This is a genomic window from Paenibacillus sp. Soil522 (assembly GCF_001428245.1).
GTDB lineage: Bacteria > Bacillota > Bacilli > Paenibacillales > Paenibacillaceae > Pristimantibacillus.
The window spans coordinates 177,449-201,172 of record NZ_LMRV01000002.1; the positions used below are offsets into that span (position 1 = coordinate 177,449).

The 23,724-nt window shown below is 51.2% G+C and carries 19 protein-coding genes and 1 pseudogene; 16 read left to right on the forward strand and 4 right to left on the reverse strand.

The genetic code is table 11. The features are described from left to right. Positions 1 to 103: 103 nt before the first annotated feature. From ASG81_RS02635 to ASG81_RS02665, 8 genes and pseudogenes are all read left to right on the forward strand, one after another. On the forward strand, positions 104 to 1,369 hold the full coding sequence (locus tag ASG81_RS02635; protein WP_056628782.1) for an ABC transporter substrate-binding protein: 1,266 nt from the start codon (positions 104 to 106) through the stop codon (positions 1,367 to 1,369). Between the two features lie 215 nt (positions 1,370 to 1,584). Continuing rightward, a complete protein-coding gene (locus tag ASG81_RS02640) occupies positions 1,585 to 2,583 on the forward strand; it encodes a PP2C family protein-serine/threonine phosphatase (RefSeq protein WP_056628785.1) in 999 nt (332 codons plus the stop codon). 13 nt (positions 2,584 to 2,596) lie between these two features. Continuing rightward, positions 2,597 to 2,863, forward strand: a complete 267-nt coding sequence (locus ASG81_RS02645; protein ID WP_056628789.1) for a hypothetical protein — start codon at positions 2,597 to 2,599, stop codon at positions 2,861 to 2,863. A 30-nt stretch (positions 2,864 to 2,893) separates the two neighbouring features. After that, positions 2,894 to 3,268: pseudogene (locus tag ASG81_RS02650) on the forward strand (GMC family oxidoreductase); the annotation flags it as partial. A 38-nt stretch (positions 3,269 to 3,306) separates the two neighbouring features. Beyond that, the gene (locus ASG81_RS02655) at positions 3,307 to 4,089 is read left to right on the forward strand and encodes a hydroxypyruvate isomerase family protein (protein WP_235548704.1); all 783 of its coding nucleotides are present in this window, start codon (positions 3,307 to 3,309) and stop codon (positions 4,087 to 4,089) included. A 124-nt stretch (positions 4,090 to 4,213) separates the two neighbouring features. Continuing rightward, entirely contained in the window at positions 4,214 to 4,600 is a 387-nt protein-coding gene (locus ASG81_RS30565; RefSeq protein WP_155971124.1) for a hypothetical protein, read from the forward strand. Between the two features lie 201 nt (positions 4,601 to 4,801). Beyond that, complete coding sequence (locus ASG81_RS33465) at positions 4,802 to 4,936, forward strand: hypothetical protein (RefSeq protein ID WP_268795749.1); 135 nt, start codon at positions 4,802 to 4,804, stop codon at positions 4,934 to 4,936. Beyond that, positions 4,936 to 7,239 (forward strand): ATP-dependent DNA helicase, encoded by a 2,304-nt coding sequence (locus ASG81_RS02665; RefSeq protein ID WP_056628880.1) that lies wholly within the window; start codon positions 4,936 to 4,938, stop codon positions 7,237 to 7,239. The genes ASG81_RS33465 and ASG81_RS02665 overlap by 1 nt, the downstream gene beginning before the upstream one ends. Here the strand turns inward: ASG81_RS02665 and ASG81_RS02670 are convergent, their stop codons facing one another. Then, complete coding sequence (locus ASG81_RS02670) at positions 7,240 to 7,722, reverse strand: hypothetical protein (protein ID WP_056628796.1); 483 nt, start codon at positions 7,720 to 7,722, stop codon at positions 7,240 to 7,242. It lies immediately after the preceding gene. 196 nt (positions 7,723 to 7,918) lie between these two features. On the opposite strand from ASG81_RS02670, the gene ASG81_RS02675 reads away from it, so the two are divergent. After that, positions 7,919 to 8,440 carry a Crp/Fnr family transcriptional regulator gene (locus ASG81_RS02675; protein ID WP_056628798.1) on the forward strand — a complete coding sequence of 174 codons (522 nt, stop codon included), beginning with the start codon at positions 7,919 to 7,921 and terminating at the stop codon, positions 8,438 to 8,440. On the opposite strand, the gene hmpA is transcribed toward ASG81_RS02675, so the two are convergent. Continuing rightward, positions 8,437 to 9,669: an NO-inducible flavohemoprotein gene (gene hmpA, locus ASG81_RS02680; RefSeq protein ID WP_056628800.1), complete on the reverse strand. Its 1,233-nt coding sequence runs from the start codon at positions 9,667 to 9,669 to the stop codon at positions 8,437 to 8,439. The two genes, ASG81_RS02675 and hmpA, sit on opposite strands and share 4 nt — an antisense overlap. Before the next feature lie 676 nt (positions 9,670 to 10,345). Here hmpA and ASG81_RS02685 point away from each other — a divergent pair. The 5 genes from ASG81_RS02685 to ASG81_RS02705 all read left to right on the forward strand — a co-directional run bounded on the left by ASG81_RS02685 (position 10,346) and on the right by ASG81_RS02705 (position 19,502). Continuing rightward, positions 10,346 to 12,091, forward strand: coding sequence for an ABC transporter ATP-binding protein (locus tag ASG81_RS02685; RefSeq protein ID WP_056628802.1), 1,746 nt, complete (start codon positions 10,346 to 10,348; stop codon positions 12,089 to 12,091). Positions 12,092 to 12,113: 22 nt separating this feature from the next. Further along, positions 12,114 to 14,141, forward strand: coding sequence for an ABC transporter ATP-binding protein (locus ASG81_RS02690; RefSeq protein ID WP_056628805.1), 2,028 nt, complete (start codon positions 12,114 to 12,116; stop codon positions 14,139 to 14,141). A gap of 193 nt (positions 14,142 to 14,334) precedes the next feature. Next, on the forward strand, positions 14,335 to 15,528 hold the full coding sequence (locus ASG81_RS02695) for an SHOCT domain-containing protein (RefSeq protein ID WP_056628808.1): 1,194 nt from the start codon (positions 14,335 to 14,337) through the stop codon (positions 15,526 to 15,528). Between the two features lie 288 nt (positions 15,529 to 15,816). Beyond that, positions 15,817 to 16,257: a MarR family winged helix-turn-helix transcriptional regulator gene (locus ASG81_RS02700; RefSeq protein WP_056628813.1), complete on the forward strand. Its 441-nt coding sequence runs from the start codon at positions 15,817 to 15,819 to the stop codon at positions 16,255 to 16,257. A gap of 17 nt (positions 16,258 to 16,274) precedes the next feature. Then, positions 16,275 to 19,502 (forward strand): MMPL family transporter, encoded by a 3,228-nt coding sequence (locus ASG81_RS02705; protein ID WP_056628816.1) that lies wholly within the window; start codon positions 16,275 to 16,277, stop codon positions 19,500 to 19,502. Positions 19,503 to 19,651: 149 nt separating this feature from the next. On the opposite strand, the gene ASG81_RS02710 is transcribed toward ASG81_RS02705, so the two are convergent. Continuing rightward, positions 19,652 to 20,275 carry a PadR family transcriptional regulator gene (locus ASG81_RS02710; protein ID WP_056628818.1) on the reverse strand — a complete coding sequence of 208 codons (624 nt, stop codon included), beginning with the start codon at positions 20,273 to 20,275 and terminating at the stop codon, positions 19,652 to 19,654. 421 nt (positions 20,276 to 20,696) lie between these two features. Here ASG81_RS02710 and ASG81_RS02715 point away from each other — a divergent pair, with 421 nt between their 5' ends. Together ASG81_RS02715 and ASG81_RS02720 are read left to right on the forward strand one after the other, a co-directional pair. Next, positions 20,697 to 21,755, forward strand: a complete 1,059-nt coding sequence (locus ASG81_RS02715; protein WP_056628820.1) for an asparaginase — start codon at positions 20,697 to 20,699, stop codon at positions 21,753 to 21,755. A gap of 72 nt (positions 21,756 to 21,827) precedes the next feature. Continuing rightward, complete coding sequence (locus tag ASG81_RS02720) at positions 21,828 to 22,298, forward strand: peroxiredoxin (RefSeq protein ID WP_081417080.1); 471 nt, start codon at positions 21,828 to 21,830, stop codon at positions 22,296 to 22,298. A 186-nt stretch (positions 22,299 to 22,484) separates the two neighbouring features. On the opposite strand, the gene ASG81_RS02725 is transcribed toward ASG81_RS02720, so the two are convergent. Beyond that, positions 22,485 to 23,629, reverse strand: a protein-coding gene (locus tag ASG81_RS02725; RefSeq protein WP_442952798.1) for an IS3 family transposase whose coding sequence is annotated in 2 segments (ribosomal slippage) — positions 22,485 to 23,335 and positions 23,335 to 23,629 — 1,146 coding nt in all. Because the reading frame shifts where the segments join, the coding sequence is not laid out codon by codon here. Positions 23,630 to 23,724: the final 95 nt, after the last annotated feature.

A 23,724-nucleotide genomic window follows, 5' to 3' on the forward strand; every position in this document is an offset into this window, starting at 1 on the left:
CATGTTCCACTTTTTTGTTCAACATCGTCTGTGTTTAAGGTCCTGGCTTCGTAATATAATGGGCCTTGTAAATACAAAAAGACAAGAAATGGGAGGTCTTTAAATGAAAAGGTTTACATCGATTGCTCTGGCTGTTGTTTTGATGACTTCGATATTGGCAGGATGCGGTAAAGCGGATAATAGCAACATGCCTGCAGCAGACAACACGAAAACTGAAAAAGTTTCGATTAAGGTTTTCCAATTCAAGGTGGAAATTGCCGATGCATTGAACAGAATGGCGGAAGAATATGAGAAAGAAACCGGCGTACATGTCGATATCGAGACGCATGGCGGCGGCGAAGATTACGGCGCATTGCTGAAAGCGGAATTTGCGGCTGGCTCCGAACCTGAAATTTACACGAACGGCGGTTTTACGGCGCTTGTTCCTTACATGGACCGGGCAACCGACCTGAGCAACGAACCGTGGGCAAAAGACGTGTTGGAGATGGCCAAAGTCCCTACAACCGTGGATGGCAAGCTTTACGGCATGCCGATGAACACGGAAGGGTACGGTTTGATTTACAACAAAGACTTGTTCGCAAAAGCAGGTATTACCGAGACTCCGAAAACACTTTCCCAATTAACGGATGCGGTGAAAAAACTGCAGGCTGCAGGCATTACTCCTTTTGAAACGACAAACGAATGGTGGTCCTTGGGTATTCACTTGGTCAACGTCGCGATTGCCAGCCAACCGGATCCTGCAAAGTTTGCCGAGGATTTGAAAGCAGGCAAGACGACGATTAAAGGAAACAAGCAGTTCCAGGAATGGCTGGATCTTGTTGATCTGATCATCAACAATGCGCAGAAGAAGAAGCTAACAACAGACTATGCAACACAAGTTGCGGAATTTGCGGCAGGAAAAGCGGCTATGATGCAGCAAGGCAACTGGACGCAGCCTGACATCGACAAAGTGAATCCGGAATTGAACCTGGGCGTTCTGCCTCTTCCGATTAATGATTCCGAAAGTCATGTATTTGTAGGCGTTCCGAGCAACTGGATCGTCAACAGCAAGTCCGAGCATCCGGAAGAAGCGAAAGCATTCTTGAACTGGCTCGTTTCATCTGAAAGCGGGAAAACGTTTCTGACTAAGGAATTCAAATTTATGCCGGCTCTGACTAACATTACGGCTACAGCGGATGAAATCGGACCCATTGCGGTTTCCCTTCAAGAGCAAGCTTCCACCGCGCTTGGCTGGCAATGGGACCGTTTCCCGGATGGAACGATTCAAGGGTTTGGAGCAGCTATGCAGGAATATTTAGGCGCTCAAATCAACAGAGATCAATTGCTGGATAAACTTGATACAACCGTGAAAGATATTATGAGCAAGTAATTCAATACCGCTTCGCGTTATTCACGAATAAGAAAATCCTCCTGCCACACAAGTTATTGTGAATGGCGGGAGGATTTTTTGCGTTAATACCAACCCGATAACGCAATGCGAGTATAGTGGCATAAATCGAAGGCTTCGCAAATAAAAATGATTATATTGCAGATGCTGTGTTTTTTTCTTTGGCAGCTATAAGCTCAGACGAGGCAGGGGATCGTATGGTCAAAAAAGGGATGATCGATGGCTTGTCGATTGTTTTTTTGCTGCTCGTTATCGCCTATATCGGATTAGTCGTTATTCCGGCCGAGCAGCTTGAGAAGGTATGGTCGAAGCAGCAAGTTGATTTTATCGAAACGGTGCTCATGTGGTGCACGATCAGTCTCGGCATATTGCTTACGGTATATTTTGAAATCAGACATTTCGTTACTCAAAAACGCACGATCTATTTTTTAACCGAGGTCATACCAGGTAGTGCTCAGCATATCGGAGCGCGCGAGGAGCAGCAGGACGCCTTTGGTTTCCCGGCTTTGCACGATCCGGAGGCCGTTAAGCGCTATGGTATGCTGGCCGTGCTTGCCGATGGAATGGGCGGACTCGCTATGGGCAAGGAGGCAAGCCAGCTTGCCGTGCAAACCTTGTTGAATGAATATTTGAAAAAAACGGCCGGGGAATCCGTTCCCGAGGCGCTGAAGAAGGCGCTGCATAAGGCGAATAAAGCGGTGTATGAGCTGGCGCTGCAGCATGAGCTGGAATGGAACGTAGGAACGACGCTCGTTGCTGCCGTTATTAAGGAAGGGATGCTGCATTGGATCTCGGTAGGGGACAGCCGTATCTATTTGTACCGGGGGGGCGTACTTGTTCCTTTGACGCGGGATCATGTTTACGCGAATGTTTTGGATATGCGGGTTAAGGAAGGCAAGTTGACGAGAGGGGAAGCGGAGTCGCATCCGGAACGCCATTTATTAACCAGCTATTTGGGTATTCCTAAGCTGGATGAGATCGATGCCAGCCGAAAGCCGTTTCGTGTAGCTGAGGGCGATTGGATTTTATTGTGTAGCGACGGGGTATATGACGAATTGTCGGAGCCATTGCTGGAGGTTGCGGTTCGCATGCCGCCGCAGCAAGCCGCCGAGTTTATTTTGCAGCATGTCCTTGCGCTGGAGAATCCGTATCAGGACAATGCGACCATTGCGATATTAGCCTGCTCACAGCGGTAAGTAGGAAGGACAGGTGAAGGCGAAGCCGGGCGGCATGGGCGATCTTTTGCCGCCGACGCCGGCGCCGCATTATTTTGAATCATTTATTGCATTAGGCGGAAGAAGCATGATTTGGAACGGGGTCACTCCGCGGATGCATCAGGTGGATATCGCGCAATGGCCCGTTTCTCCGGCGGAAATTGACAGTTATTACACGATAGCCGAGCAGGTCATGGCGGTGAAAGCCCGCGAATTAAAGCCGATGCTTGAGCAAGTGAACGTCGGATACGGCGCTTCCTGAGCAGTTGAATCCCGGTATGAGAATTACGTCGCGCTGAACCCGCGCAGAGTGGACGATTACGGCGTTCCCGAATTGGAGGTTGAGTTCTCGTACAGCGCCAAAGACAAGGAGGTATTTCGGCGGATGGGCGAAGGCGTTAAGCGGGCGCTTGAGGCTTCGCAAGTAACGCAAACATCGCTTAGTTCGCTTACTGCCGGACTGGTGTACCATGATATGGGAACTTGCAGGATGGGCTATTTCCCAGCAACCTCCGCAACCGATCCATACGGCCAGATTCACGGCGTGCAGGGCCTTTACGTAGCGGATAACAGCGTCATCCCGACGAGCGGTGCGGCGAATCCTACGCTCACCACCGTCGCACTTGCCATCCGCACAGCGGACTATTTGATGAAACAGCTTCGCTAGAAGCGGATCGGCATGTCTTTTATAAGATAATGGAGGTGATGACGCTGAAATTTTCCGTTTCCATTGAAGCAGTGTATGCAGGCAAAGATTTTGTCCAAAGCATGGTGGAGGTTAAACGGGCAGGCTTTAACGCATTTGAGTTTTGGATCTGGTGGGAAAAAGATTTGTATGCGATTAAAGCTGCGAAGGAGGCGCTGCAGCTTACGCTTGCAAGTATTGTTACAAAATTTATCAGCTTGACCGACCCTTCTAAAAGGCAGGAATATGTGGAAGGCCTCAAGCAAACGATTGCCGTTGCTCAGATGCTGGGATGCAGCCACATTATTTCGCAGGTCGGTCAAGAAATACCGGGCGTCCCCCGGGAGGAACAGCACCGCAGTATTGTAGAAGGGCTGAGAGTATGCGTGCCCCTGCTGAGGCAGGCGGGAATGATGCTGGTAATTGAACCGCTTAATACACAGGTCGACCATCCGGGCTATTATTTATACCACTCCGATGAGGCGTTTCAGATTGTCGACGAAGTCGGCAGTCCTTATGTCAAAGTGCTGTACGACATTTATCATATGCAGGTTATGGAAGGGAATATTATATCCGCCATTACTCGAAATATCGATAAAATCGGGTATTTCCACGTAGCGGGGGCTCCAGGAAGACACGAGCCGTATACAGGTGAGCTTTATTATTTGAACATCTTTAAAGCGATTGAGGCAACCGGGTTTAGAGGATATGTAGGACTGGAATATTTTCCAATTGAAGACGCTGCGCTGGGTCTTACAAAGTTTCTCAGCTGGGTCACGTCCGGAGGCATTCAGTTGGACTAGTACGGAAATGAAAGATGAACGCTGGATGTGCGGTTACGGCGGTTTATTTCGACAAATATTGTTTTGGTTAGAACAGCCCAGTTCTTGGGTATTATAGGGAAGAAACGATTGAGGAGGTAATGAAATGGAAGATGAGAGCGATCGCGATAGACACCAGTCTAACAGCTTAGTGACGGAGAAAGATATAGACCCTGAATTCGGTTTATTTACGGAGGAGGCGCGAGACGGCGCGGTGTATGATGCAGCTGCGCTGCTGCAAAAACAGCATCCGGATGAGAATGCGCATGTGCATGAGTCTCATATTCCAGCTGCTCTGGAGGCTGGTGATGAGCTGGACCAGGAGATAGATACCGCAGAGGAAATATCGGAGGAGCTGGCTGCCGTTCCCGATGCGGATATCCTTGCAAAGGACAGCCCTATTGATCCTGCATCCCCGGGCGAGGAGTTCCACGGTACTGACTTACTGAATGGCGTCGGCAATCATCCGGAGGAAGAGACGGAAGAGCTCTAAATTTTGCAACATATAAAGTTGAACGAATTATAAAGCTATATTGTATTGTCGCAGGATAGAAGCTCGTTTTTAGGGAGGATAAGCGTCTAAGTTGTACTCCGTACAACATAGACGCTTATTTTGTTAGCCGAATATGCAGGATAGAGTAGGGTTCGGCTCTAAAAAGGAACATGTTACTGCAAATGTGCAGGATAGCGACGCGTGATTGTGACTGGATTAGTCAGCAGTGGCATTATGCTGCTGAAGTTCGGAGCCGTGTACGGTTGGTGCGCCGCTTATGGTACAATTGAGGAACAAATGTTCTTTATGGGAGCGGTTGATCAGACGTTATGCTAATGAATGATACGGTCACGATATCGGTGAGACATTTAGTCGAATATGTATTTCTTAGCGGAAGCATCGATGCAAGGCTTAATGCGATCGACACGATGCACGAGGGGACGAGGGCGCATCAGAGAGTGCAGCGGACATACGGCGAGCAGGATCTTAAGGAGGTCTACGTTAAAGCGGATATCGCGGTGGATGATCTGCTGTTTGCTGTGGATGGACGCTGTGACGGGCTGCTGGGAACGGAGCCGCTGTTGACCGTAGATGAGATTAAATCGACGGGTGGCGATCTGGAGCAAATAACCGGGGACGGTTATCCCGTACACTGGGCGCAGGCACTGTTCTATGCATACATGTACGCTAAAGAGCATGGGCAGGCAGCGATGCGTGTACAGCTAACCTATGTGCAGACGGAGACGGAGGAGGAGCGGCGGTTTGTGCGGGAGGCCAGCTTCACGGAGCTGGAGCAATATGTCCATGAGATCGCCCTGCGGTATGCACCTTACGCGCAGCAGCGCCGCAAGCATGAGCAGGCTAGAAACGAGAGCATTCGCGGGCTTGCATTCCCATTTGAGACTTACCGCGCAGGACAGCGCAAGCTGGCAGGAGCGGTCTACAAATCGATCGAGGAAGGCGTTCGCCTGTTTGCGAAAGCGCCAACCGGCATCGGGAAGACGATTTCGACGACCTTTCCGGCCATCAAAGCGATGGGTGCGGGCATGCTGCAGCGATTTTATTATTTGACGGCGCGAACGACGACGAGAGCGGCGGCTGAGGATGCGCTGCTTTTTATGCGCGAGAAGGGTTTGAACCTGCATGCCGTTACGATAACGGCTAAGGAAAAGATATGCTTTCAAGAGGAAGTGCGCTGCGAGAAGGAGCATTGTCCCTATGCGGACGGCTATTATGATCGGATTAATGGAGCGGTGCTTGATATATTGGAGCACGAAACGGTCATGACCAGGCCGGTCATTGAAGCGTATGCGCGAAAGCATCTGGTATGCCCGTTCGAATTTTCGCTTGATTTGGCCTATGCGGCTGATGCAGTCGTGTGCGATTACAATTATATTTTTGACCCGCGTATTTCATTTAAGCGTCAATATGCGGAGATGAAGAAGCGGACGGCGCTGCTTGTGGACGAGGCGCATAACCTCGTCGACCGGGCGCGGGAGATGTTCTCGGCGGAGCTGACGAAAGCTCCGTTTCTTGCGATGCAGCGTAAGCTGAAGGGCTTGCACGGCGAGGGCTACCGCACGGCTAAGGCAATCAATGATTATTTTATCGCATTGCGCAAACAGAGCGACGGGGCGCCGCATTTGACGCTGCGGCAGCTGCCAGAGGAGCTTGTTGCGCTGGCGGAAGCATTCGCTTCGGCTGCCGAACAAGCGCTGGCGGCCGGCAATAGCGGAAGCGGCGGCGGATTGCTGCTCGATACGTATTTTGCAGCGCAAAATTTTATCCGCACGTCTAAGCTGTTCGATGATCGCTATGTTGTCTATATCGAGCTCTCGAAAAACGACGTGCGGCTCAAGCTGTATTGTCTTGATCCGTCGCTATTGCTGCGGCAGATGGGCAAGGGCTATCGCTCGCATGTCTATTTTTCTGCAACCCTCTCGCCGGTGTCGTATTATATGGACATGCTGGGAGCGGGAGAAGATGATTATACGCTCGCGGTGCCGTCGCCTTTTTCGAAGGAGCAGCTGGATGTCGTTATAAAATCGCTTTCGACCAGATATCATGACCGCGATGAGTCTAAGCTGCCGATTGCGAAGCTGATTATAGAGCTGATGGACAAGCGGCCGGGCAATTACTTCGCCTTCTTTCCGTCCTACGCCTATATGAATGCGGTTTATGAGACGTATATGGAGCTTAAGGAATGGTCGGTTCCCGCCGGCACTGCCTCTGATGCAGAGGTGCTGCTGCAAAGACCCGATATGTCGGAGGAGGAGCGGGACCGTTTCTTGGAGACGTTTCAGGGTGGAAGCGGGAAGTCCTTGCTTGGCTTTGCGGTGATGGGCGGCGTGTTCTCGGAGGGCGTCGATCTGGCGGGAGACCGGTTAATCGGCGTAATCGTTGTGGGCGTTGGATTGCCGCAGCTCGGCGTGGAGCGGAATATGCTGAAGGATTATTTTAACGGGCAGGGGAAGAGCGGCTATGATTATGCTTACGTCTTCCCGGGCATGAACAAGGTGCTGCAGGCGGGAGGACGGTTAATCCGCTCGGAAACCGATCGCGGGACGCTTGTGCTCATAGACGACCGGTATTTACAAGGCCATTACCAGCGGCTGCTGCCGGAGGAGTGGCGGGGATAATTACATCGCGGAATCGGATTCCGCTTTGGCTGTTCTTTTTAGAAACAACGGCAGTGTGCCGACTCTCTTCTCGAAGTAAGCGGCAGCGGATAAAGTAAGCAGCAGGCCGAGCAGCGATCCGCAAACGGATAACGGAATGACCCATAAAAGCGGCGGCTGCGTAAAAAAGGGAATAAGCGATACGGCCAATATCGGCGGAGCGTTCCATTTGAACTTATTGATTAAAGCTATGACAATCACTAGCGTTAAAAGCAGCGACAGTACGCCAGCATTCCAATAAACGAAGAAAGACCCGATAAATGAGGCTAGTACGGCGCCGAAGGCGATTTTGCCAACCTCCGTATTATCGAACGGACGCGAGATGAAGAGCAGGCTGAAAGCGCCCAGGGTAGGGAAAAACAAGGAATGCATATGCGGGATATGTAAGGAAATCCAGTAGATCAGGATGATATATAAGCAGATTGCATAAGTTCGGATACGCATGCTGCGGGCTCGCCTTCTTTCATAGTCGGATGCAACGGATAACGTTACGTAGCATGTAATATTTTACGCTTCTTTTTCTCGTACCGTCAATCACCTTTATATGTCATTTTTAAACAGGACACAGATTCACTTGCTGCTCGAAAATAATAAAAGCTCTGACGGTAAACCGGTTGAGCTAATAGAAAGGGGGGGTATCATGCTGCTTCATAAAGGGCAAACGTTGTTTCATCAAGGGGAAAGCGGCTCGCTCTTTCACTTAAGGAGCGGCTTGCTGAAGATCGTTCGCACTCATGAGGATGGCAATCCATTCCTGGTCAATATTATCGTTCCAGACGAAATGATTCCGCATCATTCGCTGATCAGCCCAATGCCGTATCATGGCACGGCGGTAGCGCTCGTTACCTGTGAGGTCGATCAGGTATCGCCGCAGCAATGGTACGAGGAGCTTAAGCACAATTCGGAGAAAAGCCGCGAAGTTGCTCTGCTCCTTCAGAGCAAGCTGCGTATGATGCAGCAGCGAATCGACCAATTAACGCAAGTCACGCCTGCCGATAAGCTGAGCAAGCTGCAGCAATGGTTTGCGGCTTATATTGGTCCTGCTGCGATAACCGATGTGCTGACACAGGATGAAATCGGACAGCTCATCGGCCTTCGCCGCGAAACGGTCAATCGGCTGCTGCGCGCACAGCCGAAGGAAAAACAGATACCTGGTGACTAGCTTACTGCGGCAGGCTCCAGGCTGGCTGCAGGACCAAAAAATTCGAAATGGATATCCGCATCCGGAACGCCCCATTGCTTAAGCGAACGATTGATCTCTGCCATAAATGGCGTCGGGCCGCAGAAATAAAAGTGGGCGTCCGCATTCTTGATCACAGATTGCAGCCAAGGCAGATCGACATAGCCTTCCTTATGGAAAAGCTGCAGCTCCCGGTCTCTTTCCGTCGGCTTCTCGTAGCAGTAGTAGACAGAAAGCTGCGGATGCTTGCCCGCAAGTGCGTTCATATGCTGCCTCATGGCGTGAACATCTCCGTTTTGAGCGGCATGGATGAAGGTAACCGGGCGCTCCGGATATTTGCCGGTGAGCGTATTCACCATGCTGAGCATTGGCGTCAAGCCTACTCCTCCGCTAATCAGCACGACAGGACGCTCATCCGCGGTATTCAGGATGAAATCACCCGCAGGAGCCGATAGCCACAGGGTGGAGCCTTCCTCCATATGCTGGTGCAAATAGGTGGACACGTTGCCTGCGGAACGGTCCTGATCGGCATCCTCGCGTTTTACCGTGATGCGGTAATAGGGCTTTCCGGGAGCGTCGGATAAGCTGTACTGGCGGATTTGCGTGTACTCTGCGCCTTCCTTGTCGATTTTGACGCTTAGGTATTGACCGGGCTCAAAGCTTGCGATTGCTCCGCCATCCTCCGGAACCAGGTAAAAAGAAGCGATCACATCGCTCTCCTTCTCCTTCCGCTGCACTCTAAACGGGCGAAAGCCCTCCCATCCGCCAGCCTGCGAATGCGTCTCCTCATACATTTCGGCCTCAATGCTGATAAAAGCATCCGCGATCATACCGTAGGCCTCAGCCCACGCATTTAAAATGTCATCCGTAGCCGCTTCTCCCAGCACATCCTTGATCGCCATCAGCAGGTATTTGCCGACAACCGGATAATGCTCCGGCTTCACGCCGAGACTGCGGTGCTTATGCCCAATTTGTTTCACGACCGGGATGATGGCCGCGAGGTTCTCGATATGCAGCGCTGCTGCATAGACGGCGTTGGCCAGCGCGGCTTGTTGTCTGCCTTGCTTCTGATTAGCCTGATTGAATATGTTCAGGAGCTCAGGATGATTAGTGAACAGCAGCTGGTAGAAGCGCTTCGTAATCGTCACGCCGTGCACCTCTAATACGGGAACCGTTGACTTAATGATTTGGATCGATTGCGCGCTTAACATAGTTAATCCCTCCGATGTTTATTAGGTTGTTTAGTCCGTTTCGATAAGCACAGTATAGACTTTGTTGAGTGCCCGGCTGTGTGATTATAATCACAGTAATCCGCAACGATTTGTGACGAAGGAGTGATACAGGGCAGTGGGGCTAAACAATTGAAGGCAGAGGGGGGCTGTCGGCGGCTGCGAAAAAGAATGCGCTTTCGGGTATTGACAGTATTTTCAACGAATGGTAAAGTGACTAATATATTTTCACGAGAGGAGGATTGCGTTCCATGAACAATCACATTCATTTTCATTTAACTGCAGCAATGAACGATCGTTTGATCATGAATAACGTAATCCATCCGCGCGTCGTTTCTCTTTGATTAAGGGTATTCCCGTCATCAGAGGCGCATGGTTACGTAACCGTAACCATGCGCCTTTTTCTGTGTCCTGCAAGACTCGGCTGTTTTTTTAAGTCGCGTTAAGCGGGGAGAAGGAAGCGTGTCGTTACGGCGACATGCTTCTTTTTTTGTAAATATAGGTGTTTATTGGATTTGTATAATGTATAAAATACCTATATTTCAACGTGAAACGGGCTATTGCCGTCATCGTGCGGCGACAGTCGTTTACGTTTGTTTCGGGAATAAATGAAGATCAGCGATGCTTGGATGGTAAACGGAAGGTGTGGTAGAGAAGCATGTTTAGTGTACTCAAAAAATTAGACTGGTTTTTCAAAATGAATTGGAAGCGTTATACCGTCGCCGTTTCACTCCTTATTTTAACGGGCTTTATTGATGTTATTCCGCCATGGCTTATTGGCTATACGATTGACGGCATTTATCAGGATCTGCTTGGGCAGGCCGAGTTTAATCGCGTGTTGTACAGCTGGATCGCACTTACGGTTGTCGGCTATGCCATCACCTACATATGGCATTATAAGCTGTTTGGCGGGGCATTCGTGCTGGAGAAGCTGCTTAGATCGCGGTTAATGGGCCATTTTTTAAGGATGACTCCGACCTTCTATGAGCGCAATCGGACGGGCGATCTTATGGCGCGCTCTACGAATGATCTGGGAGCGGTGGCGACGACAGCGGGCTTCGGCATATTGACGTTAATCGACTCGACCCTGTTCATGATTACGATACTGATCGTTATGGCGGGCCTCATTAGCGTGAAGCTCACGCTTGCCGCGTTACTGCCGCTGCCGCTTATGGCGCTGGCGATGAAGCATTATGGCAAAAAAATTCACGAGCGGTTCATGGATGCGCAGGATGCATTCGGCGATTTGAACGATCAGGTGCTGGAATCGGTATCCGGCGTTCGGGTTATACGGGCCTTCGTGCAGGAAGAAGCAAGCGAGGCGCGCTTTAGCGCGATGACAAGCGATGTCCTAAACAAAAATATCGCCGTAGCGCGCATCGACGCATTGTTCGAGCCTACCATGAAAATTCTCGTTGGAACGAGCTATTTGATCGGCCTTTGCTACGGCGGCTACTTAGTGTTCCATAACGAAATCACGCTGGGCGAATTGGTATCCTTCAACGTATTCCTCGGGATGCTGATTTGGCCGATGTTCGCGATCGGCGAGCTCATTAACATTATGCAGCGCGGCAATGCTTCGCTGGACCGCGTCAATGAGACGCTCGGCTACAAACCGGACGTTGAAGATGCGAGTGCGCCGGAACAGGTCGAGGAGCCTTCATCGCTGCAATTCCGGGATGTTACGTTCCGTTATCCTTCTTCTGCGGTCGATAACCTTCGGGACGTATCCTTTACGCTGCGCCAAGGACAAACGCTCGGTATCGTAGGGAGAACCGGCAGCGGGAAGACGACGCTCCTGAAGCAGCTGCTGCGGGAGTACCCGCTTGGCCGGGGCGCAATCAGCATATCTGGTACACCGCTAAGCAGCTTGAAAATCGATGATTTGCTCGGATGGATCGGCTATGTGCCGCAGCAGCCTTTTCTTTTTTCGAAATCGATACGCGAAAATATTTTCTTCGGCCTGAAAGAAGGCACGGACGAGGATTTGCAGCGGGCGCTTTCGCGCGCTTCGTTCGCCAAGGATATTAAGTTTCTGCCGGATGGGCTGGAGACAATGGTTGGCGAGAGGGGCGTTGCGTTGTCCGGGGGTCAGAAGCAGCGTGTCAGCATTGCGCGCGCGCTCATCGCCGACCCGGAAATATTGCTGATGGACGATGCTTTGTCGGCAGTCGACGGAAAGACGGAGGCTGAAATCATTGAAGGCATCCGTACGGAAAGAGCGGGCAAAACAACGCTCATTACGACGCATCGCTTATCGGCGGTGCAGCATGCCGACTGGATTCTTGTCCTGGACGAAGGACGAATCGTGCAGGAAGGCACGCATGAGCAATTGCTGGAAAGCGGCGGCTGGTATCGCGAGCAGTATGACCGCCAGCAGCTGGAGGCTATTATTGAATCGTAATAAATGGGAGGCATGAAGGACAGTGGGCAACACAGGAAAACGATTGTTTCAATACGCCATGCTTTATAAAAAACCGATCCTGCTTGCGCTGCTTCTGCTCGTGCTTGCCGTATGCGCGGAGCTTGCAGGACCGTTTATAGCGAAACGGATGATCGACCAGAACATTCTCGGCATCGAGAAAAAGTGGCATGAGGTCGAAGCGGAGCAAGACTTTGCGGTTCTCTATAAAGATAAATGGTATAAGCGCGAGGATCATTTCGCCGCTGACGCTTCGGAGCAGAAGGGCAAAGAGGTGCGTGTGCTGCAGGTTGGACGCCAATTTTATTGGCTGGAGGACGCGCTTAAATTCGAAGAAGGCAGGCGCGCGATCGAAGGAAATACCCTCACCGTTACGAGCTTGGATAAGAGAGAGAGCGTCTCGTACCCGGTAAAGAGGCTTACGTCGCAAGAGCTTTATTCCTTCTATAAGCCGGAGTTTCCATCGTTGCTGAGGCTGGCGGTTATGTATTTTGGATTTCTGCTGCTGGTTGCGGTATTCACTTATGGGCAGCGGCTCATGCTGCAAACGTCGGCAAACCGGATCGTGCGCAAGCTGCGTACAGATATTTTCGCGCATACGCAGCGGCTGCCTGTGAACTATTATGATAATTTGGCGGCAGGCCAGGTCGTCTCGCGTGTGACGAACGATACGGAAGCCATTCGCGAGCTTTATGTGGCGGTGCTGGCGAATTTTTTTACAGGCATTATTTATATGGTTGCCATTTACGGAGCTTTGTTTCTATTAGACACGCGATTAGCGCTTGTGGCGCTGCCGCTTGTGCCTATTCTGATCGTCTGGATTATCGTGTACCGGAGATTTGCAGCTCGTTATAACCGCATTATCCGATCGAAGCTGAGCGAAATTAATGGCATGATTAATGAGTCGATTCAAGGAATGACTATTATTCAGGCGTTCCGCCGCCAGAAGGAGACGACAAAGGAATTCGAGGAAATGAATGAGTATTATTACAAGTATCAAAATAAGCTGCTCAGCCTCAATTCGATTACGTCGCATAATCTGGTTAACGTCGTTCGCAACGTTTTATTTTTAATTGTCATTTGGATGTTCTGGGGCGATTCGCTCCGTGCGGCCGTGTCGGTCGGCGTCCTTTACGCATTTGTCGATTATATGAACCGGATGTTTGCGCCGATTGTCGGTATCGTAAACCAGCTGTCGAATTTGGAGACGGCGCGCGTATCCGCAGAGCGTGTATTCAAGCTGATGGATGAGGAAGGAATCGATGTCGTTCCCGGCAAAATGGAGCGATACAAAGGCGATGTGAAGTTTGAGGATGTTTCGTTCGCCTACAAAAAGGATGAGTACGTGCTGAAGCATATCTCCTTCCACGCTCGTCAAGGCCAGACGGTAGCGCTGGTAGGCCACACCGGCTCCGGGAAGAGCTCGATTCTAAATCTGCTGTTCCGTTTTTATGATTCGAGTGAAGGCAGGATCGCAGTGGATGGCACCGACGTGCGCGATATTCCGAAGCAGCTGCTCCGTCAGCATATGGGTATCGTGCTGCAGGATCCGTTCCTGTTCACCGGAACGATCGCATCAAACATCAGTCTGGATAATCCGGCGATTAGCCGGGACATGATTGAGCAGTCGCTCCGCGACGTGGGAGCTTACGACATGTTCAGCCAGCTGCCGGGCGGCATCGATGCGCCGGTCATTGAGAAGGGCAGCACGCTGTCAGCCGGTCAACGGCAGCTGATCTCGTTCGCGAGGGCGCTGGCTTATGATCCAGCTATCCTTATTCTCGATGAGGCGACGGCAAGCATCGATACCGAGACGGAGGCGATCATTCAAGAGGCGCTGGATGTGCTGAAGAAAGGCCGTACGACGTTCGTCATCGCGCATCGTCTGTCGACGATTCGAAATGCGGATCAAATTCTGGTGCTCGACCGGGGCGTCATCGTGGAGCGCGGCAGTCATGATGAGCTTATGGAGCATCGCGGCAAGTATCATGCGATGTATCAGCTGCAATTGGGCGCAGATTTACCGGCATAGCATGGGTGAAAGATATAACTAAACGGCTAAGCGGAAGTCATTTCCGTTTAGCCGTATTTTTTTTGCCACGCAAACCCTGGATTTCGACTATCCATATTCAGCCAACTTTCAGCAGGCTTTAAAGGAGGCTTAAGTTTCGGCGGTTATGATAGGTGTTGTAACAACAAATCGAATGCGAAAGGTGGAAAATACAATGATGAAAGCAAAAGCGATTACGGCAGGTGCAATCGCACTGACGCTGGTGCTCGGAGGCGGAGGCCTGCTTGTGGGCCAATATGTAAATGCGGCGACGGCTGGCAGCGGCGATAAGCAGCTGGAGCAAAGCACCCAGGCAGGGAACCGCACAGCTATGAAGGGCCATGCGGGTAAACGCGGAGGATTCGGACGCGGCTTTGAACAAATACAGGAACAGCTTCTAACGTACTTAGGATTAGAGGAAGCCGCGCTTCAGACGAAGCTGGAAAATTCAACGCTGGCGGAGGTTGCAGTCGAACAAGGGAAAACGCGGGCCGAGCTGAAGGAGAAGCTCGTAGGGTGGCTGGAAGCGGCAGCGGCTCCGGCTGCGACGGAGGATGATGCAGCTGCAAATGCGGACAAGCAGACGGGTACCGGTAAGCTGCTAACAAAGCCGGATGCGGCTGCAATGGCAGAAAAGCTGCTTGATTCTAAAGGCTTTGGCTTCGGGAAGCATGGTTTTGGCGGCGATAGGGGCTTTGGCGGCAACCTCGATGCTGTGGCAACGGCTCTCGGCTTGACTGCGGATGAGCTGAAGACTGAGCTTGAGGCAGGCAAGACGATTGCCGCTATTGCAGCCGGGAAAAGCGTTGACGTGCAAACGGTCATTGATGTGCTGGTAAGCGACCGGAAAACGAAGCTTGCCGAGGAGCTGGCAGCCGGAACGATCACGCAGGAGCAGTACGATACGAAGCTTGCAGAGGCAGTCGAGCATGCGACTCAGCATGTGAACGGTGTTCTGCCGCTGCGCGTTGAAGGCGGCAAAGGCTTTGGCAAAAACCTTGATGCGATTGCTGAGGCGCTGGGCTTGACAGCGGATGAGCTGAAGGCAGAACTGGCTGCGGGTAAGACGCTTGCAGCAATCGCGGCCGAGAAGAACGTAGCGGTTCAAACGCTTATCGACTTGCAAGTTAATGACCGGAAAACGAAGCTGGCCGAGCAATTAGCAGCGGGAACGATTACGCAGGAGCAGTACGATGCGAAGCTTGCAGAGGCAGCCCGGCATGCGACTCAGCATGTGAATGGCGAGCTGCCTGCGCGAGGCATGGGCGGTCATGGCGGTAAAGGGCCGCGCGGCGAACGTCCGGACGGAGCTGCTTCAAAGGAGCAATCGACAACTGACGCTGCAGCGACGGCAACACCAACGGCATAGCTGTCCGTTTGACGTAAAGCAAGCGTTGTCCCCATGGATATGACGAACGAAGGAGCTGTCTCTTATGGTCATTTTGACCAGGAGACAGCTTCTTTTTTGTTATCGGACCGGTCATCTATGTTATGCAACTAAGCATCCTTCAGGTCTCCAAAATTTGTTCACGATACGTTCAAATTTGCAGCGTTGATTTGAGTAAATTCATTTGATATAGTTCTATTATCGAACAGTTTCATAATAGAATAATTTTACCGGAGTTGCACAGCACAGCATGATAGGGAGGACAACAGTGTGGATCAAGTGTTATTGCATCAAATTATTGAACGTTACGAGCAGGCTAATTTTATCATCAATCGGAGATTAAATGTGTTGTTCCGCGAGCAAATGCCGGAAGGATTAACGGTTGACCAATTCGCGATCCTGAGGTATTTGTGTACGCGTGAAATGAGCACATCTTCTGAGCTGGCTGACATTTTTTGTGTTGGAAAAAGCTCAATTACCGCCATTGTTACACGATTAACAGACAAAAAACTTATTAAACGGCTGCCTGACGAAAAGGATCGGAGAGTCATTTATCTGGCGTTAACGGATGAGGGCGTAAAGATGTGCGAAACGATGCTGGAGAGGATTCAACCGATGCTTGCGGGCTATTTGAAGCATTTTGACGAGCAGGAAGCGCTAAAGTTTATCGAGACGTTTGAGAAGCTGGCGAAGGAAATGATGCAAACGTAGGAGAGGAGTACTTAGAGATGAGAACCGTACTGAAGTTCAGATGGCTGGTTCTGGCGCTGTGGCTGGCTGCTGCAGCCGGCCTGATGCTTAGCGCGCCGAACATGGAGGAGCTTGTTCGAACGAAGGGGCAGGTCAATGTGCCTGACGGCTATTCGTCGACTGTCGCGAGTGGATTGGAGGAGGCAATCGGAAGGAACGAGGACGCAGGCGCGGGCAGCGGCATGGCCACCGTCCTTGTGTTCCATAAGGATGGCGGTTTAGCAGACGCCGATTTAGCTGAAGTGAAGAGCGGCGTCGATAAGCTGAAGAACGAAGGGAAAGCCATTGGCGTTCTTTCTGTAACGACTCACTTTGATACGAAAGAGCTGGAGGAGCAAATGGTGTCGGAGGATGGAAGCACCGTCCTTGCGCTCGTCAATGTCGAGGCGGGCGACCGTACGCTTGCCGAGCTGCGCGATGGTCTCTATGAAGCGATTGAAGGTGTGCCTGTGGAGCATTATTACACTGGCAACTGGCTGATCTCCGAGGACGTTGTGCAAAGCTCGCAGGAAGGGCTCAAGAAAACGGAGTTCATTACGCTTGGCTTTATATTAATCATCCTATTCGTCGTATTCCGGTCGGCGATTGCACCCATTGTGCCGCTTGTGGCGGTAGGCTTCACCTATTTAATATCGCAATCCATCATTGCATACTTAGTTGAATATTTAGACTTTCCGCTCTCTAATTTTACGCAGATCTTTCTCGTTGCGGTATTGTTCGGGATCGGCACGGACTATTGCATTTTGCTCATCAGCCGTTTTAAGGAAGAGCTTACCCATAGTGGCGGCGACAAGACGGAAGCGATTATCCAGACCTACCGCACAGCGGGCAGAACCGTATTATTTTCCGGTCTCGCGGTGCTAGTCGGTTTTGCAGCTATCGGTTTCTCGACCTTTATGCTGTACCGCTCGGCGGTTGCCGTTGCAGTCGGGGTAGCGGTTTTGCTTATCGCGTTGTTTACGATCGTACCGTTTTTTATGGCGGTGCTTGGCACGAAGCTGTTTTGGCCGGCAAAAGGCTCCCTAGAGCATAAGCCGAGCAGGCTATGGGGCACAGTCGGTAACTTTTCATTAAAGCGGCCGTTATGGGCGCTCATGATTTTGGCGGTCATCATCGTACCGTTCCTGACTGCTTACAAAGGCTCTATTTCCTTTAATTCACTTGATGAGATCGGCGACAAATACGATTCGGTTAAAGCATTTAATATGATTTCGGACAGCTTTGGGCCCGGCGATTCACTGCCGACAACGGTCATTGTCAAAACCGGCAAGCCGATGGATACGCCTGAGGGGCTGGCTGTCTTGGAGCAAGTCAGCCGCGAGCTGGCGAATACGGGAGGCGTCAAGGCCGTTCGCAGCGCGACTCGTCCGACTGGCGACGTGATGGAGCAATTTCTCGTAGCAGGTCAAGTCGTCACCCTGGAGGATGGACTTGGCAAGAGCGGCGAAGGCTTAGGCAAAATCGGGGACGGACTCTCCGAGGCGAGCAGCGCGCTAAGCGAAAATGCGCCGAAGCTGAATGATGCGGCTGCCGGGGCAGGACAGCTCGTTGATGGCACGAATGAGCTGAAGGCAGGCATCGTGCAGCTTGGCGCGGGTTTGAAACGAATTCAGCAGGGGCTGGAGGATGGTTCAGCGGGTGCGGGAGAGCTGGGCGAAGGACTGAAGCGGGCCCGGGCGAGCGCGGAGCAGCTGGCGGATGCCAGCCGGCAATTGCTGAGCAGCTATGAGCAGCTGGGCGGCGGCCTAGGACAGTTGACTGGCGCATATAGCGCGATTGCTGAAGAGCAAGCGAATCTGGCAGACGGTTTAACAAGCGCTCAGCAAAGCCTGACCGGTCTGCAAGACAGCTATCCGGAGCTGCAAAACGATGAGAATTTCAAGGAAGCGCTCAGTACATTAAGCCAGCTTCAAGAGGGAGCTGCTGGCATCAACGGGCAATTGTCGCAGCTGAATGAGCAGCTTAACGGCATCACGGCAGGCATGACGCAAGCGAATGCTGGCTTCCTGCAGGCATCGGAAGGACAATCGGCGCTTGCGTCGGGCCTTGGCAAGCTGGCGGCAGGACTTGCCGATCTGCAAAGCGGCATTGCGCAGGCGGCGGAAGGCCAAGGTCAGATCGTCTCAAAGCTGCCGGGCGTAACGCAAGGCTTTAATGAGCTGGCGGAGGGGCAGAAGGAGCTGCAAGCTGGCTTTGCTTCTTTAAATGATCAGTTAGGAGAGCTAACGAGCGGACTTGATCAAAGCGTGGATGGCTTGTCGCAGGTAAAGGGCGGGCTCGCTTCTGCAGGCGGCTACCTGAACGGTCTTGCCGAATCACCCAATAAGCAAATGACGGGCTGGTATATTCCGGAGGAAGCGATAGCGAACGAGGATTTCCAGACTGCTCTGGGCGTGTATATGTCGGAGGACCGTCAAACGGCGAAATTCGATGTCGTATTTAGCGGCAATCCATATTCGCAGGAAACGATGGCTCAAATCGACGGGCTTGAAGCAGCTGTGAATCGCGGCATAAAAGGCACGGATTACAGTGGAGCCCAGATTGCTATCGGCGGCGTTACAAGCATGAACCACGATCTCAGCAACATTTCGGAAGCCGATTACTCGCGTACGGTCATTCTGATGCTGATCGGCATTTCGATCATCCTGATCATCCTGTTCAGTTCGATCGTCATGCCGCTCTATATGATCGCATCGCTTCTCGTTACGTTCTACACCTCGATGGCGATTGCAGAGGTTATATTCGTAAGGCTGCTCGGACAGTCGGGCATGAGCTGGGCGGTGCCGTTCTTCGGCTTCGTTATGCTGGTGGCGCTTGGAATCGACTACAGTATTTTCTTGATGGACCGCTTCAAGGAATACCGTCACCTGCCGCCGCAGGAGGCCATTCTGAACGCGATGAAAAACATGGGTACGGTCATTATGTCGGCAGCTGTCATTCTTGGCGGAACGTTCGCGGCGATGCTTCCTTCAGGGGTTATGTCGCTCTTGCAAATCGCGACGATCGTGCTTTGCGGGCTATTCATGTACGCGCTGCTGATGCTTCCGTTGTTTATTCCGGTCATGGTGCGCACATTCGGAGCTGCCAACTGGTGGCCGTTCATGGGACGCAGCGAGGATGCTGAGCCAGCGGGAAGCCCCAACGATCGCCTTCAAGGCGGTCAAAGCCTTAATGGCCGTCAAGTCTCGCATGAAACAACGCATTAATAGATGAAAAAAAGGGGTTGCCTCTGGTCTTAGCATAGACCGTGGGCAATTCCTTTTTGTCGTTTTTCAGTATTTTAAGCAAAAGATCCGATTGTTAGTCCCCGCACCAGCATACGATGCTGCTTGTTAGGCGCTGAATGGCTTACTCGCTAATCAACCATTAAGTTGTTTTTCTCGCTTGTCGCAGCCGCGTTTTGCATGCGTCCAGCTAAAAATTCGTTAATCTGCTGCTGCTGCTCGTTTAACAAGCGCTGCAGACTCTCCGAACGCGCCTTGCTGACAGAGGCTTCATGCTCGGCTTGTGTCACCAGCCTTAGCAGATCGAAGGATGCATGCGACAGCCCGAACTTTCGGCGCAGCTTCTCATTCCGAAACGACTCGGCCTCCGACGGGTAACGGCCACTCTCTGCTGTATCGTTTCTGGATTTAGCTGGAAGAAGCAGTAAGGCTGAACGGCCTTGCCCGGTAATCCGATAGACCTTCTTGCCGCCATCCTCGTCCTTAACGGCAACAAAACCGCTTTCCTCAAGCATTTGCAGTGTCGGATAAATGGAGCCTGCGCTTGGCATGTACAGACCGCCGGATTGCTCCTCCAAAGCCTTCATCATTTGATAGCCGTGCATCGGCTCGCCATCGAGCAGCTTCAGCAGGGCAATCTTTACGCCGCCTCGGCCAAAATACCGCTTGCCGCAGCCGCGGCGCTCATTTGCGCCTGATTCTTGAGCGCTATACTGTCGATTCTCCTCAAAAACATCGTTTTTTTGATCCGTCATCTATCGTCACCCCGGTCATTGTCATTTGGCATACCGCAGCTTCGTTCGTTCCTGCCCGGCAAATCTTATTTTAGCGGTTTACCCGATTGCGCTTGTGGTATAAATCTTTCTTCTCTTATAGCATTGACAATGATAATTATTATTATTTATGCTTTTTTAAATAATTGTGTTTATTAAGGAAGAACGGGCAAAGAGAAACGAAAAATAATGAGTGAGAGGAGGGTGCCGAAGGCGGCGGGAAGAGCCGGGGCCATCCTCCTTTTGTATGGATGATGCCATCGTATGAAGCGAGCTTCACGGGGTAACCTGTTAATAGGGCAGGTGCGTCTTGACCTGGATGCAGCGCCGCATATACGATATTAGCAATCATCGATAATTTATCGCGGGTGATGTGATAGCAGGATAGCAAGGAGGAAAATGAGTGAAGCAGCTGTTAGTCGTATTTACCGGAGGAACCATCGGAAGCAGAAAGCAGGGAGCCGGCATTGATGTCAATCTGTCAGGCTCTTACGCGCTTATTGATGAATACAGCAATAGTCCGCAGCAGCGAGACGACGTTACGCTTCATGCGATACAGCCTCTTAATTTGCTTAGCGAAAATATGACGACAAACGATTGGCATGTGCTGGCCGAAGCGATTCACAGCATAGATTTAACTTTGTATGACGGTCTCGTCATCACGCATGGATCGGATACGCTGGCGTATAGCGCAGCGATGCTCAGCTATTTGTTTGCGGATTCGAGCATACCGATCGTCCTGACGGCAAGCAATTACCCGCTCGCCGATGAACGGAGCAATGGCCTCCGCAACTTTGCCAATACGGTCGATTTCATTGCGGATGCGCAGCTGCCGGGCGTATTTGTTGTGTATGAGGATGACAAGGGCGCTCCGCTAGTTTATCTCGGAACGAGAATAACGCAAGCCGTATCCTTTACCGATCAATTTGGAAGCCCATACGGAGTGCCGTTTGGCATGATGGCAGACCGGGCTTTCAGCTGGCTCGAGCATGAGCGCAATCCGAAGCCGGAGGCGCTGCGTCCTGCGCCTGCTGCCCCGTTTGTATGGGAGCCGAAGACGCTCCGTCTCGATTCCAGCATCGTCTATATTAGGCCGTATCCCGGCTTGAACTACTCCTATTATGATTTTACGTCGCAGCGTCCGAAGGCTGTGCTCCATGATCTTCATCATTCCGGTACGGCATGCGCGATAGAGAATGGGCCTTACTCTTTATTGCAATTTATCACGCGCTGCAAAGGGCTTGGCATCGACGTCTACATATGTCCGATTAGAGACCGTTCGGACGCGCTCTATTCGTCCTCGCTCCGCCTTATTGAAGCGGGCGCAATCGTGATTGAGAAGCTGTCGGTGGAGGCGGCCGTCACGAAGCTCATGCTGGCGTACGGCTTATACGATGATCCTGCTCAGGCCAAAGCTTTCGTATCCGAAAGCTCTTTGTATTATGAGCATAATGAGGTGTAAAATGATTAATAAGCAGTTGCGAGAGTGAGCAAGGTTTGTCGATTGAAAATATAACATAGAGGAGCATGAACAGTGGGAGAACAGTTGAAGATTGGAGACAAGGTTCCGAATTTCAAGCTGCAGGCGTCGAATGGCAAGGACGTGGAGCTGGCAGACTATTCAGGCAAGAAGCTCGTCATTTATTTTTATCCGCGGGATATGACGCCTGGCTGCACGACCGAATCATGTGATTTCCGTGATTTTAACGGGCAATTTGGAGCGAACAACGCGGAGGTTATTGGAATCAGCCCGGATGATTTGGCTTCCCATGAACAATTCGCAGGTCTGCATGAGCTGCCATTCCTGCTGCTGTCGGATACGGAGCTTACGGTATCCAAGCTGTTTGGCGTATGGAAGCTGCGGAGCCGTGACGGCGAGGAGTTTATGGGAATGGAGCGCTCTACTTTCCTGCTTGATGAGCAGGGCACGCTCGTTAAGGAATGGCGCAGCGTATCCGTTGACGGTCACGTCAAGGAAGTGCTTGAGGCGGTAAAAAGCATCTAGAGCTGCGTATGCATAAAAAAGAAGACTCACCTTGAAGCAGGGGACTGACCCCCATTTGTGAGACAGGGATCAAAACACCTTACAAGTTTAAGCAGCCAGTCGTCGGAAATCAACCGGCGACTGGTTGTTTAGTTTCGTCGGGACTGACCCCCATTTGTGAGACAGGGATCAAAACACCTTACAAGTTTAAGCAGCCAGTCGTCGGAAATCAACCGGCGACTGGTTGTTTAGTTTCGTCTGAATGCGAATTGCGTTATAGTAAGTAATGTAGTCTCGAACGGTCTGTTCAACGATGGCGGTCGTTGTACGGGTCAACCCTTCGAGGTAGAACGTTTCAGACTTAAGTGTGGAATGAAACGATTCGATGGGGGCATTATCAGCGGGCGTTCCCTTGCGGGACATGCTCATGGTAATGCCTTTTCCTTTGACAGCTTCCTGATACGCATGCGACGTGTAGACGCTGCCTTGGTCGCTATGGAGGATCGCACCGGGCACAGCTGGCAATTGATTGAGCGTGTCCAGCACAAAGGCAGTGTCTTGCTGATCCGATATACTACTAGCTACAATCTCTCCATTATATAAATCCAGAATGCTCGACAGGTACAACATTTTTTCGCCAAACGGTAAGTACGTAATATCCGTAACAAATTTATGCATCGGAGCCTCAGCTTGAAATTGACGCTTTAACAGGTATTCGGCTACATAGGCTGGCTGTCCCGTGTTCTTCCGTTTCTTGACTTTGACACGACATTGCAGCTGCTCACGTTGCATAATTCGTTGTACACGTTTGTGATTGATCGTATGCTCCGTTCGTAGCAACGCTGTAATCTTCCGGTATCCATAACGAAATTTATGCCATATACAGAGTTCCCGGATGTTCTGAACCATGCAGTCGAGCTTTTCGATCTTACACGCTGCTTTCCAACGATAGTAGGTAGCACGAGGGAYTCCCAGCCATGCACATGMTTGCGTGACACTGACTTCCCCTTGAATCGAATCGATCAGCTCCACTACGATCTTTGGCGACACCTCCTTTTCATCTCCTTGTACTTTTTTAGCACATCTAATTGCTGTTTCAAAAACCGATTCTCCACTTTCAATTGCTCCAGTTCTGATGTATACTCCGGCCCTTTGCCGTAGGCGTATTGTTTGCCGACAGGTTGCTCCAACCGATTCAATTGGCCATTACGGTACCATCTCATCCAGGTTTTCACTTGTGTCTTATTCCGTATGTGGAGTTGCTCCATAACCTCCTTTACCGGGACTCCTGCCAATCTCATTTCAATGGCCTTCATTTTTGTTTCCACTGGGTAACTTACTCTTGTTGTCAATGCAAAAACACCTCCAAGGTTATCCCCACATCTTACGACATGGATGCATTTTCTTGAAGGTGTTTTAATTTGTCTCACGTTAGGGGGTCAGTCCC